Raw genomic sequence first — 16535 nt, forward strand, 5'->3', positions numbered from 1 at the left:
GCCGGTCAGCCGACCGGCGCCGCCCGCTCGACCGGGCCGACACGGCGCCGGTGCATGTACTGGGCCACCAGCAGTCCGCCGCCGCCGACCGCCACCTCGCTCAGCGCGCAGACCAGCCGGCTGACCAGCACCACCGGCGTCGCCACGGTCACCGGCAGCACGGTGGCCAGCCCGACCATGAGCACCGCCTCACGTACGCCCAGGCCGTCCGGGGCGACCATCACGACCAGGCCGGCGACGGTGGCCGCCGCGAAGCCGGCGACGCAGATCAGGTACGACCGCAGGGGCGGCGCGCCGGCAGCCACCGCGAGCAGCCACAGGTGGTGCCCGGAGACGAGCCAGGACAGCGACTGCGCGGTGATGGCCCGGCGGAGGCCGGCCGGGGACGCGGCGACCTGCGGGGGTGGTCGCCGCAGCAGCCGGGCCGACGCACCGAGCCCTCGGTTGAGCAGGTCCGGACGGGCGAAGAGCACGACCAGGGGGACCGTGGCGAGCAGCAGCCACCCGGCGGCACCCGACAGCAGCGCCGGCCCGGCCGCGAGCGCGACCGTCGTCCCGGTCATCGCGACCACCGCCCAGCTGAGCAGGAACACCCCGGCCAGCCGGACCGGACCCACCTCGATCTCCTTGCCCATCCGCAGCAGCAGCGGCAGGGCGACGAAGCGGCCCGGGACGAACTTGGCCAGGAACCCGACGAAGAAGATCCGGTACGCCGTCCACCGGTCGACCGCCGCCCCGAGGTCGACGAAGAGCGCCCGCCACGAGGCCAGCCCGAGCAGCAGCCCTGCCGAGTTGATCAGCAGGGCGGCGGCCAGCGCGGCGGTCACCCGGACGGGGTCGAGGCGGGCGGCGAGCGTCGCCACGGGCGTCCAGTCCTGGGCGCGCACGAACAGCACCAGACCGACGGTCAGAGCCACCACGAAGGCCGCGGTGAGGACATGGTTGGCCAGCCGCCACCAGCGGGCCCTCACCGCTGCGACACCGGGGCCACCCGACGGGCGCGGCCGGCACGGACCCGCCGCAGCAGCGCGCCGCACACCCCCAGCCCCATCCCGACGAACTCCGTCAGGTGCGTCAGCCACCGTAGCCCCAGGGCGTAGAGCAGGAACCACGGACCGCGGTGGCGCAGGGCGAATGCCAGCAGCTCCCGGTCGGCGACGACGAAGGCGGCGAGCGGGCCCAGCGCCAGCAGCGCCAGCCGCGGCGACACCAGGGCCAGCGACGCGGTGCCGACGGTCAGCGCGCTGGCCGCCATGCCCACCACGGAGGCGAGGTCGACCCGGTGCGGCGTCCGGCCCGCGCCGGCCGCGCTGGCCACCGGCCGCTCCCAGCGGGCCACGACCACGGCGTCGGCGTACGTCACCGCACGGCGGAACAGCTCCGACAGGTACGGCCACAGCCGGTCCACGTCGTCGTGGCGGCCGACGATCTCGTCGCTGACCCGGATCTCGTAGCGGCTCGGCAGGCGGGTGCCGAACTCCACGTCCTCGGCGTCGCGCAGCCGCTCGTCGAAGCCGCCGACCAGCTCGAAGACGGCCCTGGGCACGGCGGTCAGCGCAAACATGGTGGTCGCCGTCACCCCGGTGGCCCGGCGCCGCCAGAAGTGCTCGAACAGCGTCTTGTACGCCTCGACCGGCCCGTCGTCGTGCAGCGGGCGCAGGTCGTAGATGCCCTGCACCACGCCACAGTCGGGGTGCGCCCCGAGAGTGCGTACCGCGGCGGCCAGCGCGCCAGGCGCCAGCGCGATGTCGGAGTCGACGAAGAACAACACGTCGCCGGTGGCGCGGGCGGCGCCGGCGTTGCGGGCTGCCGAGACGCCCCGGTTGACCGGGAACGCCACCACCACGCAGGGGAACCCGGCTGCGATCCGCCGGGACCGGTCCGTGCTCGCGTCGTCGACGACGATCACCTCGGCCGGCGGCGGGCTCTGGGCGTACACCGCCGACAGGCACTCGTGCAGCGTCCGCTCCTTGTTGAAGTTGGGCACGACCACGGAGATCCTCACCGGATCCGGTCCTCGATGGCGTCGGCGCGGGTCACGGTCTCACCGTCCCTCTCCTGCGGTTGGTCGTGCCGGGGCGCGGCGGGCGCCGGCCCCGGTCGGGTCGGCGCCCGCCCGCGGCCCACCGGGACGCCGGGCCAGCACGCCCAACGCCACGAGCCCGGCCAGCACGTACGTGTTGCTGTGCAGCAGCTCCCAGCCCCGGAAGTGCAGGTCCTCGCCGCGCAGGCCGACGAGGATCCAGGCGGTGCTGGCCACGCAGAGCGTCCAGAGCAGCGCGGCGGCCAGCGCGGCGGCCCGGTCGGCCCGCGTCCGGGCCCGCGCCGCCAGCAGCACCAGCGCCGGTACGCACCAGACCCAGTGGTGGTGCCAGGAGACCGGCGAGACGAGCACACCCGTCGTCGCGCAGGCGAGCACCCCGCGCAGCTCGTCTCCGGCGCGGGCGCAGCGGGCCGCGACGACGATCCCCGCCACCGCCGTCAGCGCCGCCACCGGCAGCCAGACGGCACGCACGTCGGCGACGTCGCCGAGGCGCGCCAGCGCGCCGTGCAGCGACTGGTTCAGGACGGTGCGGGGATCGTCGGTGACCCGCGCGGTGTCGAGCAGGCCGCCGCCCCAGAACCGCGCCGAGTCGCTCGGCCGCCAGGCGAACCCCAGCCCGACGGTGGCGGCGAACCCGGCCAGTGCCACCCCCGCCGCGCGCCACCGGCCGGTGCAGAGCAGGTACGCCACGAAGATCAGCGGAGTGAGCTTGATCCCTGCGGCGATGCCGACGCCCAGGCCCCGCCAACGGTTCGCGGGGCCGGAGGTGAGGTCCAGCAGCACGATGAGCATGAGGAACAGGCCCACCTGGCCGACCTGGAGGTGACCGGCCACCGGGAACATCGGCAGCGCCGCGACGGTGCCCGCCAGCACCGCGCCGGGGCGTACCGGCGGGCCCGCGCCGGCGGCGCGCAGCGCCACGCGCACCACCGCGGACAACGCGACGACCGAGGCCATCGTCCAGAGCCCGACGCCGACGACGGTGTCGACGTACGCCAGCGGTTGCAGCAGCAGCGCGGCGAAGGGCGGGTACGTGAAGCCCAGCGCGATGCCGTCCGCGCCCCGGTGGGCGACGTCGTAGAGCTGCCCGTCGCCGCCGGCGGCCAGCGCGCCCGTCCGGTAGGCCGCGAGGTCGCCCCAGAACCGGCCGGTTGCCCGATACACGACGACCGCGGCGGCGGCCACCAGCACCGGGAGCAGCAGCAGGGCGGTGGCCGGAAGCGCCGGGCCGGGGTGACGTCGCGGCCGAGGGCCGGGGACTGGTGCCGACGAAAGGGTCATCACCGATCTCCCCCTTCAGGCGTCGGCGGGAGAACGGTAGCAATCGATGACTGAACGCATCCTGTAACTGGTCTGGATTACCCACCGTCCACAGCGGCCGGATCGACACCGGCCGTCGCGCCGTACAAGACTGTCGCGACAGGTCCGTACGCGTGTGCGTGGCGGGGGAAGTCCGGCGCTGGCCCGCAACGGCAGGCCGTCGAGGTGCAGGCACTTCGACGACGACCCCGAAATCCGCCGCGCGCGATCCCGCGGGACCTCTGCGGTCGCCGCGTATGGCGGCCAGGACGTGCGCCGATCTCCGCATGATGCGGCAGCGGCTTGTTTGATACATCTGAATCAGATTTTTTCAGTAACCGTCAAAATGACACACGCCTATGCATGCATCAATCGGAAGGGTCCCTCTGTGGCTGCCATTCGCTGTAGAGTCCGGCAAACCAACCAGGCAATGGACCGGCATTGGCGACGCATTGCCCCAAGGAGAAGAGGAGCTTGGTCAATGGAATATCCGCGCAGAGTGACACCCGTTGCCACCCGTCGACCCGGGCGTGCCGCCGTGTCGCTCGTCGCCGCCACGCTGGCTGCCGCCATATTCACTCAACCAGCGGCCTCGGCCGCCGATCCAGGACGGACTGCGGGTGCCGTCGGCGAGATCCTCGGTGCCGGCCGGGCGACCGCGGTGCCGGGCGAATACATTGTGGTGTTCAAGGACGGCGCGGTCGCGGGCTCGGCGGGTAGCCGGAAGTCCACCGTGTCCGGCGCAGCCCAGGCACTGGCCAGTCGATTCGGCACCATGCCGAACCAGGTGTGGAGCGACGCCCTCAACGGCTTCTCGGTGCGGACCTCCGAGGCGGTCGCCCGGCGGCTCGCCGCCGATCCGGCGGTGGCCTACGTGGAGCAGGACCAGGCCGTCAAGGTGCCCGAGGTGGCTGCGGTACAGCCGACCACCGCCCAGCCGAACGCACCCTGGAACCTGGACCGGATCGATGCTCCGGTCGGGCTCGACACCACCTACAACTTCGTGCACCAGGGCACCGGGGTCCGGGTCTACGTCATCGGTCCCGGAATCCGCACCACCCACCAGGAGTTCGGCGGTCGGGCCCGCCACGGCTATGCCGCCAGCTGCTTCAAGACCCTCGGCACGCATGTGGCCGGCATCATCGGTGGAACGACGTACGGGGTCGCCAAGAACGTCGAGTTGGTCTCGGTCGGCCTACCCAGTTGCAACGGCACGCTCAGCGCGTTGATCGGCGCCGTCGACTGGGTGGTCGCCGACAACAGCCCCTGGGATCCGCCCGCCGTCGGGGACTTCGTGCTGGCCGGCGGTATGAGCACCGCGCTGAACACGGCGGTCGCCAATGCTGTCGACGACGGCATCGTCATAACGACACCGGCTGGCGACGTAAACCAGAACGCCTGCAATGACTCGCCTGGTTCGGTGCCCACCGTCATCACCGTCGCGTCCATCCAGTCCGACGACGCCCGACCTTCCTACTCCAACTTCGGTCCCTGCGTCGACCTTTTCGCCCCCGGCGTGGACGTCGTGTCGGCCTCGCCTGACTCGGACACCGCAGTCAAGTCCATCAGCCTCACCCTCCAAGCGTCGGCGCATGCGGCGGGGATGGCCGCCCGGGTGCTGAGCAAGAATCCGACCTGGACCCCGGCGCAGGTGCACGCGTTTCTGGTCGAGAGCGCGACCCCGGGCGTGGTGACCAATCCTGGCAGCGGTTCGCCGAACCGTCTGCTCTACGGTTCACCAATGCTCTGACCGGCGTACGGATGTTCCTCCTTACAACTCCTGACGACAATGTCGGGCATGCCCTCGGGACGTGCGGATCGTTCTTTCCGAATGTGAGGAGGGTGAGCACGCCGTGGATCGTTTCCGACGAACTCTGGGCCGAGATCGCACTGCGGGCCGATGGCCGTCTCGCGACAGCGACGACTGCGGCTGGTCCTCAGGGGCAGTGCCGCCAGGCGGTGGTGAACAGGTCCGGTTCGCCGAAATTCCCCGACTTGAGCAACAAGGCGAGCGTGGGGCTGCCCTCGGAGACCATCCACGGCAGGCCCGGGCCGGCCGTCGGTCCCACCCGCAGTGTGCCGAGCTTGAGTGCCCGGACCACCGCTCCCGACGTCTCGCCGCCGGCCACCAACAGGCGGCGGACCCCGAGGGTGTCCACCGCGTGACGGGCGATCTGTGCGGTCGCCGCCTCCAGTAGTGCGGCGGCTCGTCCCGGGCCGAGCCGGGATTCGTACCGCGCGACGTGCTCCGGACCAGACGAGGAGGTGACCAGAACGGCTCCGCTCGTGTTCCGGTATGCCCCGGCCACCGCGGCGGCCACGGCGTTGACCGTCTCGGCGAAGCCGATGTCAAGGTCGACCGGGGACAGCGTCACCCGGGGCCCAGGGAACTCATTCACCTGTTCACGGGTCCGCTCGGAACAGCTGCCAGAGAGGATCAGCTGCCGGCCCTCCGGCACCACCGGTACGGTCCGCGCGGGGATGATCACGCCGCTCCGACAGACTCCGGCCGTCGAAGTCCGCGTCGCCGTGCCGGATGTCCGTGCCAGCGCAGCCGCCAACCCGGCGGCACCGCCCGCCAGCACCCCGTTCGGCATTGCCAGCAGAGCGATGGCCAGCGTGTCCAGATCCCGGTCGGCGAGGGAGTCGACGATCACGTGTCGGGCGCCGTTCCAGCGCGCGGCCTCAACCGCCGCGGTGACGGCGGCCGGGCCAGCGGCGACCGTGGTCTGGTCGACGAGCGCGACCCCACCCTCGGCCTGGCGGGAGAGCACCCGCACGAGGTCGGGGTCGCGCATCGGGGTGAGCGGGTGATCCCGCAGCGGCGACTCGGAGAGCAGTCGCCGGCCGACGAAGAGGTGCCCCTGGTAGACCGTGCGGCCCACCCGAGGCGTGGCCGGCGTGCCCACCGCGACGGCGTCGCCGATGAGGTCGACCAGGGCGTCCGCCACCGGGCCGATGTTGCCCGCGTCGGTGGAGTCGAACGTCGAGCAGTATTTCTGGTAGAGGGTGGTGCAGCCGGCGTCGAGCAGCCACCGCGCCGCGGCGAGTGACTCCGCGACGGCCTGGTCGCGCGGTGCGGTCCGGGACTTCAGCGCCACGACCACGCAGTCGCTGGCGGGCGGCGGCGCCGTGGGGCGGCCCACCACCACGACCGCCGACCCACCCGCCTCGCTCACCGCGTCCGCGAGGTCGCAGGCCCCCGTGAGGTCGTCGGCCACGGCACCGAGCCAGGGCCCGGTCACGGTCCGGCCAGCCGGGTGGCGCTCGCCGTTGGCCGGATCGCCGGGACGGCCGTCCCGGCGTCCAGCGGCGCGACCACCACCTCCCGGCAGGTCGCCCGCAGCAGCGCGAGCTGGTCGGCATCCGTCCCCGCGTCGACGACGACCGTGTCGACCGCCGCCAGGTCCAGGAACCGCATCGGGGCGTGCGCCGCCAGCTTGCCATGGTCGAGCAGCAGGACCACCCGGCGGGCGATGCGGGCCATCGCCCGCTTGATCTCGGCGTCCGCGGCGTTGGCGGAGTAGACCCCCGTCGGTCCGGCGGCCGTCGCGGAGAGCACGGCCACGTCCACCGCCAGGTCCTCCAGGCCGGCACGGGTGATCGGCCCGGTGAAGGAGCGGGTCGCGCGGTGGTAGGCGCCGCCGAGGGAGATCAGCTCGAGGTCCTCGCGCCCGGTGCACGCCAGGATCACCGGTATCGAGTGGGTGACGACGGTGAGGCCACCGGGCAGCCGGGCCGCGAGGGCCGCGACCGTGGTGCCGGCGTCGAGGGCCACCACCGCGCCCGCCGGTACGAGCGGCACGGCGGCCCGGCCGACCGCTTCCTTCTCCGCCGTCGCGGCATCCCTGCGCTGCTCGAACGGGACGCCGTACGCCGGCACGGGGGCGCTCGCGCCACCGGCGACCCGGTTCACCAACCCCTGGGCGGCCAGCTGCCGCAGGTCACGTCGGATGGTCATCTCCGACACGCCCAGCTCGGCCGCGGCGTCGGTCGAGGAGACGTAGCCGGCCTCGGCAGCCCGTCGCAGGAGTTCGCGACGCCGCTCGGGAGCCTGCGTGTAGCGCACCGGTCCATCCAAGAGCGACCTCATCCGTTTGTCAATCGCCGAACATCGACCTTGACCCGTTCGTTCGGAACCGAACAGAATGGCCCCGTGAATGGCGCCACGCGTCCTACCGACACGGCCGAGGCCGACCCGCCGGAGGCGCCGCGTGGCGGCCCCTCGGACGGTGCCTGCCTGAGCGTGGGCATCGACGTGGGGACCACCAACACCAAGGTGGCCCTCGTGGCGATCGACGGCTCCGCCGTCCGGGTACGCGCCGTCGCCACCGCCCCCACTCCTCCGCCCGACTCCCTGCGGCGCGTGCTGGTCGGCCTGCTCCGCCAGGTGCTGCACGGGTCGCCGGCGCCGGACGCCGTGGGCATCGCCTCGATGGCCGAGACCGGCGTGCCGCTCGACGCCACCGGAACGCCAATCGGTTCCTGGCTGCGCTGGGACGGCCACCGGGCCGGGACCGAGGCCGACGAGCTGTCCCGCCGGCTCGGCTGGGCGCACCTCGTCGCGGCGACGGGGGTACGACCCAGCGCCAAGGTTCCGCTGGCCACCTGGGCGTGGCTGCGGGCCAACCGGCCGGACGAGTGGCGGGCCATGGCGTCCTGGGCGGGCGCGGCGGACCTCGTCTGCCTGCTGCTCACCGGCCACCTGACGACCGACCACACGCTGGCCGGGCGGACCATGGCGTACCGGCTGCCCCGACCCGGTCAGCCGGTGCCGGAGGCCTTCGACACCGACCTGCTGGCGGAGGTGGGCCTGCGACCGGAGCAGCTGCCGACCGTCGTGCCGCCGGACACGTCCGCCGCCACCGTCCGGGAATCGGCCTTCGTGGACGCCGGGCTGCGGGCCGGGACACCGGTGGTGGTGGCGGGCCACGACCACGCCGTCGGCGCGTACGCCTGCGGGGTGCGGGAGCCGGGCGACGTGGCGAACTCGCTCGGTACGGCCGAGGCGGTGCTCTCCGTCGTCGCCGGCTGTCCTGACCCGGTGGCCGTGGCCCGGGCCGGCATGAGCACGGTCGTCCCGGTGGCCGGCCGGCACCGGGCGATCCTCGCCGGCTCGTCGAGCGCCGGAGCCACCATCGCCTGGTGGCTGGCCCACGAGTCGGGCGGCGTCCCGGCTGCCGAGCTGTCCGCCCAGGTGCTCGGCCGCGGCGACCGGCCCACCGACGTGATCGTCCTGCCGTACCTGTCCGGGCGGCAGGCCCCGGCGCCCGACCCGCGGGCCCGGCTGCGGATCCTCGGGCGGCGCCCCACGCACACACCGGCCGAGCTGGCCCGCGCGATGTTCGAAGGGCTGTGCCTGCAGACCCGGTGGATGCTGCACGAGCAGGCCCGGCTCGCCGGCGGGCCCGCCGACGCAGCGGTGACCCTCTTGGGTGGGGCCGGCGCGGCCAACCCCGCGTGGGTCCGGGTCAAGGCCCACGTCCTCCCCGCCGAGCTGCGGGTGGTGCCGGCGGCGCAGCCGGTGGCCGCGGGCGCGGCGATCGTCGCCGCCGTCCGGGCGCACCGGACCGGGCCGGGGGCCCCCGCGCTGGCCCGGCAGCCAGGACCGGCGGTCACGGGCGCCGGACGGGACTACGACGAGCCGTTCGCCAGGTTCGTGACGGCCGCGACCGATGCCGAGGCGGCTGACGACGATTCGCGAGGAGAAGAGGTCAGATGACGGGATCGGGAAGCGCGGCGCCCACCCTGGACGCCATCGCGCGGCCGGCGGGCGGGTTCGCGATGGTGGCGATGGACCAGAGGGAGAGCCTGCGCACGATGTTCGCCGAGGCGGGCGCCGGCCGGCCGGACCACGACGGGATGGTCGCCTTCAAGACCGCGGTGGCCCGCGCGCTCGGCCCGCTGGCCTCCGGCTTCCTCATCGACCGGACGACCGGCCTCGATGAGATCCGCCGCGACGGGCTGCTGCCCGCCGGGTGCGGGCTGATCCTCGCCGCCGACGCCCTCGACCAGGAGCCCGGCCAACCGGTCGAGGACACCCGGCTCGACGAGGTGGTCGCCGCGCCGGGGTTCGACCTCACCGGCGTACGGGCGATCAAGCTGTTGCTGCTCTGGCGCCGCGACGCGCACCGCGAGCAGCGCGTCGAACTGGCCCGGCGGTTCATCGGCCTGGCGGCGGAGCGCGACGTGCTCTCGGTGCTGGAGCCGGTGGTCCGGGCCACCCCCGAGGAACTGTCCGGCGGCCGGTGGGACCAGGACGCGTCGATCCTCGAGGCGGCCCGGGAACTCTCCCCGCTGCGTCCCAGCCTCTACAAGGCGCAGGTGCCGCGGCAGGGCCGGGGCACGACGGACGAGCTCCGGCGGGCATGCGAGGACCTCGGCTCCGCCGTGACCGGCCCCTGGGTGGTGCTGTCCCAGGGCGTTCACCGCGACGACTTCCTTGACGCGGTACGGGCCGCGTGCCAGGGCGGTGCCAGCGGCTTCCTCGCCGGCCGGGCGCTGTGGAGCGACGTGGTGGGCCGCCCCGACGTGGACCGGGCACTGGCCGAGATATCTGTGCCCCGCCTCGAACGGCTCGTCGAGGTGGTCGACCGGGAGGCGACGCCGTGGCGGAAGGCGTGACCGCCGGCCCGGGCACGGTCGGCCTGTTGCACACCGTTCCCGCGCTGGCCGCGACGTTCGACGACCTGCTGCGCGCCTCGACCGCGACGCCCCGCCGGATCCACGTCGCCGACGCCTGGCTGCTGGACACCGCACGCCGCGAGGGCGTCACGCCGGCCGTCCGGGACACCGTGCTCGCGCACCTGCGCCACCTGGAGTCGGTCGGGGTCGACGCCGTCCTGGTCACCTGCTCCTCCATCGGCGAGGCGGCGGAGGCGGCGGCCGGGCTGGTGCGCGTTCCGGTCGTACGGGTGGACGCGGCGATGGCCGACGAGGCGGTCGCCGTCGCCGCCGCCCCCGGGGCACGTGGACGCGTCCGCGTGCTCGCCACCCTTCCGTCCACGCTCGGGCCGACCGGACGGCTCGTCGAGCGGGCGACCCGCGGCGCCGGCCGGCCCGTGGAGGTGACCGCTGAACTGGTGGCGGACGCCGCCGAGGCGCAGGATCGCGGCGACCGGGAACGCGTGGACAGCCTCGTCGCGGCGGCCGTCGTCCACGCCGCGGCCGGCGCGGACGTGATCGTGCTGGCCCAGGCATCCATGGCCCGCGCCGCCGCGCTGGCCGACGTCGCGGTACCGGTGCTCAGCTCGCCGCACGGCGGCGTGGCCGCGCTGTTGCGTGTCCTGTCCGACCGGCCGGACTGATCCGGCAGCACCTTCGAGGAAGTGGCCGATGACGACACACCGCTTCCCGCCCGGCTTCCTCTGGGGCGCGGCGACCTCCGCGTACCAGATCGAGGGCAGCCTCGACGCCGACGGGCGGGGGCCCTCGGTGTGGGACACCTTCGCCGCGCGCCCGGGCACCATCGAGGGCGGCGGCGACGGCTCGCGGGCCTGCGACTCGTACCGACGGTGGGACCGCGACGTGGAGCTGGTCGCCGGGCTCGGCCTGGGCGCGTACCGGTTCTCGGTCTCCTGGTCCCGGATCCTGCCGCAGGGTCGCGGCCGGGTCGAGCCGCGCGGCCTGGACCACTACGAGCGGTTCGTCGACGCGCTGCTCGCCCGCGACGTGACGCCGGTCCTCACGCTCAACCACTGGGACATGCCGGAGGCGCTGATGGCCGACGGCGGCTGGGTGGGCCGCTCCAGTGTGGACGCGTTCACCGAGTTCGCGGCGGCGGTGGCCGACCGGCTCGGCGACCGGGTGCACTGGTGGATCACCCAGAACGAGCCGTGGATCATCGCGCTGCTGGGCTACCAGCTCGGCCTGCACGCCCCCGGCGTCCGGGACCTGCGCGCGTCGGTCGCGGCCGGTCACCACGTCCTGCTCGGGCACGGCGCGGGCGCCGACGTGATCCACGCCCGCACGCCACAGGCGCGGGTCGGCTGCGCGCTGAGTCTGTTCCCGTGCGACCCGGCCAGCGACGACCCGGCCGACCTCGCCGCCGCCCGGGGCTCGGACGGCTACGTGAACCGGTGGTACCTCGACCCGCTGCTCGGCGACGGCTACCCGGCGGACATGTGGGCGCACTACGAACGGGCCCTGGGTGGCGGCCTCGACGACATCATCCGGCCAGGCGACGCCGAGCTGATCGGTGGCCGCAGTGACTTCCTGGGCGTCAACTACTACACCCGCCGGGTCATGGCCGCGGCGCAGCCGGGCCCCGGGCGTCCCTTCCCGTGGCGGGTGGTGGGGCCCTCCGGTGACGTGACCCGCACCGACGAGGGCTGGGAGGTGGCCCCGGACAGCCTGCGCAACCTGCTGATCCGGTTGCACCACGACCACCCCGGGGTCCCTCTGATGATCACGGAGAACGGAGCGGTGTACGGCGACACCCCCACCCACGACGGACTGGTGCACGACCAGCGGCGCATCGACTTCCTGCTCGGCCACCTGCGGGCGGTGCGTGCGGCCGTCGACGCGGGCGCGGAGGTGGTGGGCTACCTGCACTGGTCGCTGCTGGACAACTTCGAGTGGGCGCTGGGCTACCGCCCCCGGTTCGGCCTGGTGCACGTGGACTACCCCTCCGGCCGGCTGACCGTGAAGGACTCCGGCAGGGTGTACGCCCGCATCGCCGCCACCGGCCAGCTTCCCGACACCCGCCCCACCGTGCCGCCGTTCGGCTGACATCGAAGGAGAACTCCCATCAAGCTCACCTCTGGGCCCGGCACCCACACCGTCACGGCTGCCGGCTACGTGTTGCAGGTACGCGCGCCGCAGCGGCTCGCCGTCCTGGCCGACGCGGACGGCCGGATCTGGTCCCGGCTGAGCCTGCTGGCCTCGGTGGACCGGGTCGACCTGGCGGACGAGTCGTACGACTTCGACGAGCCGGTGGTCTCCGCCGGGCGGTACGACGGCGAGGACGTCGTCGAGGTGGAACTGGCCTGCCGGAGCACCGCGTGGACGGCCAAGTCGGTCCGGCTCCGCTGCTTCGCCGACCGGATCGAGGCGTCGGTCAGCGTCACCGGCTCCGGCACGCTCGGCGACGTCCGGCTGCTGGGCGGCCGGGCGGTCCTGCCGAGCGGGGCGTGCGGCACCTTCCGTTCCTCGACCGACTTCGCCTCGGTGTTCAACCCCACCCCCACCGAGCCGGTCCAGGTGGTGCGGCCGGCCTCCACCGCCGCCGCCCTCGGGGTCGTCGGTGACGCCTCGGCCGGACGGCTGCACGCCGTCTTCTCCCCGCCGCCGCTGTTGCTGGCGTTCGGGAGGGAGACCGCCCGGCACGCCACCCACGTCCCCGACGGTGGCTGGCTCACCGCGGGAGTGCTGGGCCACGTCGCCGACCTGCGCTTCACCGAGTTGAGGTACGTCCCGCTGGACGGCGGTTTCCTGCTGGAGCTCGACTACGACGGGCACACGTGCGTCGACGGGTCGTTCGAGAGCCCCACCGTCGTGCTCCGGCCGGCGGCCGACCCGTGGCAGGGCCTGGCGACGTACCGGGCGGACCTGGTGGAGCGCGGCTTCGCGCCCGCCGCCGCGGCCATGCCCCGGGCCGGCTGGTGGACCGAGCCGATCTTCTGCGGCTGGGGCGCGCAGTGCGCCGCCGCGCCCATCCCGGGCCAGCCCATGTCGTACCCGTACCACCTGTCGGAGCTCGGGCCGGCGCTGGTGCCCGACGGCCTGCCGGTCGCCTTCGACCTGGCCCGTCAGGACCGCTACGACGGCTGGCTCGGCCGGCTCGCGGAACACGGCGTCGTCCCGGGCACGGTGGTGATCGACGACCGCTGGCAGCTGGCGTACGGCACGGCCGAGCCGGACCCGGCCCGCTGGCCCGACCTGCGGTCCTGGATCGACCAGCGGCACGCCGCCGGCCAGCGGGTGCTGCTGTGGTGGAAGGCGTGGGACCCGACCGGCCTGCCGGCGGCGGAGTGCGTGACCGACCCGGGCGGGCGGCCGGTCGCCGTCGACCCGGGCAGCCCCGCGTACCTCGACCGGCTGGCCGCGATCGTGACCGGGCTGCTCGGTCCGGACGGCCTGAACGCGGACGGCTTCAAGATCGACTTTACCCAGCGCGCGCCGACCGGTCGGGGGTTGCGGCGACCGGGAGCCCCGGCCGACGCCCCGTGGGGGATCGCCGCGCTGCACCGGATGCTGGAGACGCTGTACCGGGCAGCGAAGGCGGTCAAGCCGGACGCTCTCGTCGTCACCCACACGCCGCATCCCGGCTTCGGCGACGTCTGCGACATGATCCGGCTCAACGACATCCTCGAACGCGACCCCGTCGGCGGGGTCGTCCCGGCCGTCGACCAGCTCGCCTTCCGGCACGCCGTGGTCGCGGCGACGATGCCCGACCATCTCGTCGACACCGACCAGTGGCCGATCGCGGACCGGGCGGAGTGGCGCGCGTACGTCGAGGCGCAGCGCCGGCTCGGCGTGCCGGCCCTCTACTACGCCGAACGCGTCGACCGCTCCGCCGAGGAGCTGACCGGGGACGACCTCGCCCTGGTGGCCCGCACCTGGCGGGACTACCGGGCCGGGCGGGAAGCGGCCGGCGGCGCTCCGGCGGCGACCGCCCGCCGACCACTGGAGGTCGGATGAGCACGCCGGCCGAGGTGGTCGTGTACGCCGCCACCTCGGCCGGCGTGTGCGCGGCCGTCGCGGCCGCGGACGCGGGCGCCGACGTCGTCGCCCTCGGCTCGTACCACCTGGACGTCCGGGAGGTGCAGCGGACCTGGCGGTGGGTGCCCGAGCATCCCCGGCCGGTGGCCATGGTGTTCACCGAGGGTTAGCTGTCGGTGCCCGCGCCGCCGTACCCGATCCCGTACCGCGCGCGGGTCCCCCGCTACGCCGACTGCCTGAACCTCATCGTCCCGGTCTGCGTCTCCGCCTCGCACGTGGCGTTCTCGTCGATCCGGATGGAGGTGCAGTACCAGATGCTGGGGCACGTCGCCGGGTTGGCCGCAACGCTCGCGCTGCGCGACGGCCGACCCGTGCAGTCGGTGGACACCCGGCTGCTACAGCGACACCTCCGGGACGCGGGGCAGGTCCTCGGGCTGTGACGTCCCGCGCTGCCGGTTGGCTGCCGGGCCCGTCGTGACCGCGTCCGGCCGCTCCCCCGCGGCGGGCGCGGGACGGCCCCGGGCCGCGCAGGCGTCCAGCGCGGCCACGACCAGCGTCCTGCCCTCGGCGGTCATCAGCCACGGCGCCAGGCCGTCGGCGCCCAGGAACACGCCGACCCGCGGCGCGGGCGCGACGGTCCCGTCCGCCAGTCGGGCACCTCGCGGGTAGCGGAACAGGGCCGGGCGGTTCTCGTCCAGGACCAGCGCCACGACCTGCGCGTCCGGCCCGACCTCGGCGACCGTCAGCTTGGCCGGTCCCCGGTAGACCGACACCACGTCGTCGAGCCCGGCGGCGGCGGGGTCGGCCGGGTCCACGATCCGCACCCGGTCGCGGGCGAGCAGCACCTCGCTGTGCCGGGCGAGCCCGAGCGGGACGAGGCCGTGCCAGGCCAGCAGCGGTGCGCCGGCGTGGGCGACCGCCTCGATCGCCGGTCCGTCGGCGCCCCGGGTGACGACGACGAGCGCCGCCGCCGCGACCTCGTCGGGGCCCGGCGCGTGCTGCCGGCACACCGCGTACCCCCGCCCGCCGAGCAGCGCGGCGACGGCCTCGTCCCCGGCGGTGCGGCGCTCGCCGGTGACCAGCAGCGCCACCGGCCGACCATCGGCGCGAGCGGCCGCGTCCCGCTCCGCCGGTCCGGCCGGTCCCAAATCCTCCTGGCCGGTGCGGTCCAACACCTCCCGCACGAACGGCGGGATGACCGCGCGCAGGACGTCGGCGTAGTGGCTCTCGGCCCGCGCGAGGGCCCGCCGGGTCTCCTCGACCGCGTCGGCGGTCGCGGTGTCCAGCAGGCGGGCGGCCGCCAGTCCGGCCGCTGCCATGTCGGCGCCCGCGACGAGCCACGGTCGCAGGGCCGCCACCAGGAGCTCCGGCTCGGCCGCCGCGCGGCACGCCCGGGCCAGCACGGTGAGACGCCCGGTCAGCACCCCGGCGGCGCCCGGCCGCCCGGCGAGGGTGTCGGCCACCGCGCGGGCCAGTTCGGCGTCCGGTTCGGCGCTCGGCGGCCAGGAGCCGCACGCTCCGACCAGCGGCGCCAGGTGCTCCGCTCCGGCCCCGGCCACCGCCTCCAACGCCCGCCGACCCGACGCCGCCGGGTCGTAACGGTCCGGGTCGCGGGCCCAGTCGGCCACCGACATCAACGGGATCCGCGACGGCACGGCCTGGATCATCGGGTTGGCGAGCACCCCGGCCAGCGGCGAGCCGGCCAGCTCGGTGGTGCGCCCGGTGAGCGGCCCGAGGAAGAGCCGGCTCGGCTCGAAGTCGTTGACCGGGAAGTTGTCCCACAGCATCAGGCGGCGGCGGTAGCTGGCGGCGGCCCTGTCGATGTCCGACCGGCTCACCTCGCCCACCACGATGTCGTGCCCGGTCCAGGCCACCACGACGTCCGCCGGGGCGGTGGCGGCGAACCGCCGTCGGTACGCGGTCTCCTCGACCCCGGCGTAGTCCGTGGGGCAGACCAGCAGCGGCTCCCGGATGCCACGGGGCGTGAGGAACTCCGCCACGAACCGGGTGCACGTCTCGCCGTGCGCGGCGCCGGCCGCCCCGGCGCCGGGCCACCGGTCCACTTCCTCGGGCCGGGTCAGTTCGGCCGGCACGTCGTCGAAGAACAGGGCGAACGAGTCCACCCCGGCGTCGTGCAACTGGGCGGCCTTCGCGGCGAGCGCCTGGTAGTCCACCTCCTCGGCGAAGCGCATGGACAGGCCGGGGCTGATCGCGTACGTGAAGCGGATGCCCAGCGTACGGGCGGTCTCCGCCAGCTCGGCGAGCCGGGCGAGGTCGGGTGCCGGGTACCGGTGCCGCCAGCGGGCCCGGTGGTAGGGGTCGTTCTTCGGGGCGTAGACGTACGCGTTCAGGCCGACGCGGGCGGAGAACTCCAGGTGCGCCATGCGCTCGGCGTGCGACCAGGGCGGGCCGTAGAAGCCCTCGACGGTGCCGCGGGTGGACAGGACGGGGGGTGGTTGACCAGCCGGGGAGGGGATGGGAGCCGACATTCTGGGAACGTTATCAGTAGGTCCTTCCCTTATGAACCAAC

At 74.5% G+C, this 16535-nt stretch carries 14 protein-coding genes; 8 read left to right on the forward strand and 6 right to left on the reverse strand.

Annotated features, from left to right (window positions below; all coding sequences use genetic code 11):
• Positions 1-5 precede the first annotated feature (5 nt).
• Genes EV374_RS33330 through EV374_RS11050 form a run of 3 tightly spaced genes read right to left on the reverse strand, consistent with a single transcriptional unit; the run spans position 6 to position 3325 of the window.
• A complete protein-coding gene (locus EV374_RS33330; protein WP_486485695.1) occupies positions 6-971 on the reverse strand; it encodes a putative bifunctional lysylphosphatidylglycerol flippase/synthetase in 966 nt (321 codons plus the stop codon).
• The gene (locus EV374_RS33335) at positions 968-2005 is read right to left on the reverse strand and encodes a glycosyltransferase family 2 protein (RefSeq protein ID WP_486485696.1); all 1038 of its coding nucleotides are present in this window, start codon (positions 2003-2005) and stop codon (positions 968-970) included. Before EV374_RS33335 ends, EV374_RS33330 begins: the two co-directional genes overlap by 4 nt.
• 39 nt (positions 2006-2044) lie before the next feature.
• Positions 2045-3325: a glycosyltransferase 87 family protein gene (locus EV374_RS11050; RefSeq protein WP_132234242.1), complete on the reverse strand. Its 1281-nt coding sequence runs from the start codon at positions 3323-3325 to the stop codon at positions 2045-2047.
• 499 nt (positions 3326-3824) lie between these two features.
• On the opposite strand from EV374_RS11050, the gene EV374_RS11055 reads away from it, so the two are divergent.
• Entirely contained in the window at positions 3825-5093 is a 1269-nt protein-coding gene (locus tag EV374_RS11055) for a S8 family peptidase (protein ID WP_132234244.1), read from the forward strand.
• A 187-nt stretch (positions 5094-5280) separates the two neighbouring features.
• On the opposite strand, the gene otnK is transcribed toward EV374_RS11055, so the two are convergent.
• Both otnK and EV374_RS11065 read right to left on the reverse strand, forming a co-directional pair.
• The gene (gene otnK, locus EV374_RS11060) at positions 5281-6564 is read right to left on the reverse strand and encodes a 3-oxo-tetronate kinase (RefSeq protein ID WP_207914022.1); all 1284 of its coding nucleotides are present in this window, start codon (positions 6562-6564) and stop codon (positions 5281-5283) included.
• 20 nt (positions 6565-6584) lie between these two features.
• A complete protein-coding gene (locus EV374_RS11065; RefSeq protein ID WP_165947754.1) occupies positions 6585-7412 on the reverse strand; it encodes a DeoR/GlpR family DNA-binding transcription regulator in 828 nt (275 codons plus the stop codon).
• A gap of 87 nt (positions 7413-7499) precedes the next feature.
• Here EV374_RS11065 and EV374_RS11070 point away from each other — a divergent pair, with 87 nt between their 5' ends.
• From EV374_RS11070 to EV374_RS32915, 7 genes are all read left to right on the forward strand, one after another.
• Entirely contained in the window at positions 7500-9065 is a 1566-nt protein-coding gene (locus tag EV374_RS11070) for an FGGY family carbohydrate kinase (RefSeq protein WP_165947755.1), read from the forward strand.
• Positions 9062-9967 (forward strand): beta/alpha barrel domain-containing protein, encoded by a 906-nt coding sequence (locus EV374_RS11075; RefSeq protein WP_132234252.1) that lies wholly within the window; start codon positions 9062-9064, stop codon positions 9965-9967. The genes EV374_RS11070 and EV374_RS11075 overlap by 4 nt, the downstream gene beginning before the upstream one ends.
• Positions 9952-10650 (forward strand): aspartate/glutamate racemase family protein, encoded by a 699-nt coding sequence (locus tag EV374_RS11080; RefSeq protein ID WP_132234254.1) that lies wholly within the window; start codon positions 9952-9954, stop codon positions 10648-10650. Before EV374_RS11075 ends, EV374_RS11080 begins: the two co-directional genes overlap by 16 nt.
• Positions 10651-10678: 28 nt before the next feature.
• Positions 10679-12073 (forward strand): GH1 family beta-glucosidase, encoded by a 1395-nt coding sequence (locus EV374_RS11085; RefSeq protein WP_132234256.1) that lies wholly within the window; start codon positions 10679-10681, stop codon positions 12071-12073.
• Positions 12074-12142: 69 nt separating this feature from the next.
• The gene (locus EV374_RS11090; RefSeq protein ID WP_132234258.1) at positions 12143-13984 is read left to right on the forward strand and encodes an alpha-amylase family protein; all 1842 of its coding nucleotides are present in this window, start codon (positions 12143-12145) and stop codon (positions 13982-13984) included.
• Positions 13981-14175: a hypothetical protein gene (locus tag EV374_RS32910; RefSeq protein ID WP_207914024.1), complete on the forward strand. Its 195-nt coding sequence runs from the start codon at positions 13981-13983 to the stop codon at positions 14173-14175. Before EV374_RS11090 ends, EV374_RS32910 begins: the two co-directional genes overlap by 4 nt.
• A gap of 6 nt (positions 14176-14181) precedes the next feature.
• Entirely contained in the window at positions 14182-14445 is a 264-nt protein-coding gene (locus EV374_RS32915; RefSeq protein WP_207914031.1) for an FAD-dependent oxidoreductase, read from the forward strand.
• Here the strand turns inward: EV374_RS32915 and EV374_RS11100 are convergent.
• Positions 14401-16494 (reverse strand): protein O-GlcNAcase, encoded by a 2094-nt coding sequence (locus EV374_RS11100; protein ID WP_132234260.1) that lies wholly within the window; start codon positions 16492-16494, stop codon positions 14401-14403. The genes EV374_RS32915 and EV374_RS11100 overlap by 45 nt on opposite strands.
• Between the last annotated feature and the right edge of the window lie 41 nt (positions 16495-16535).

The sequence above is a fragment of the Micromonospora sp. CNZ303 genome, assembly GCF_004345505.1.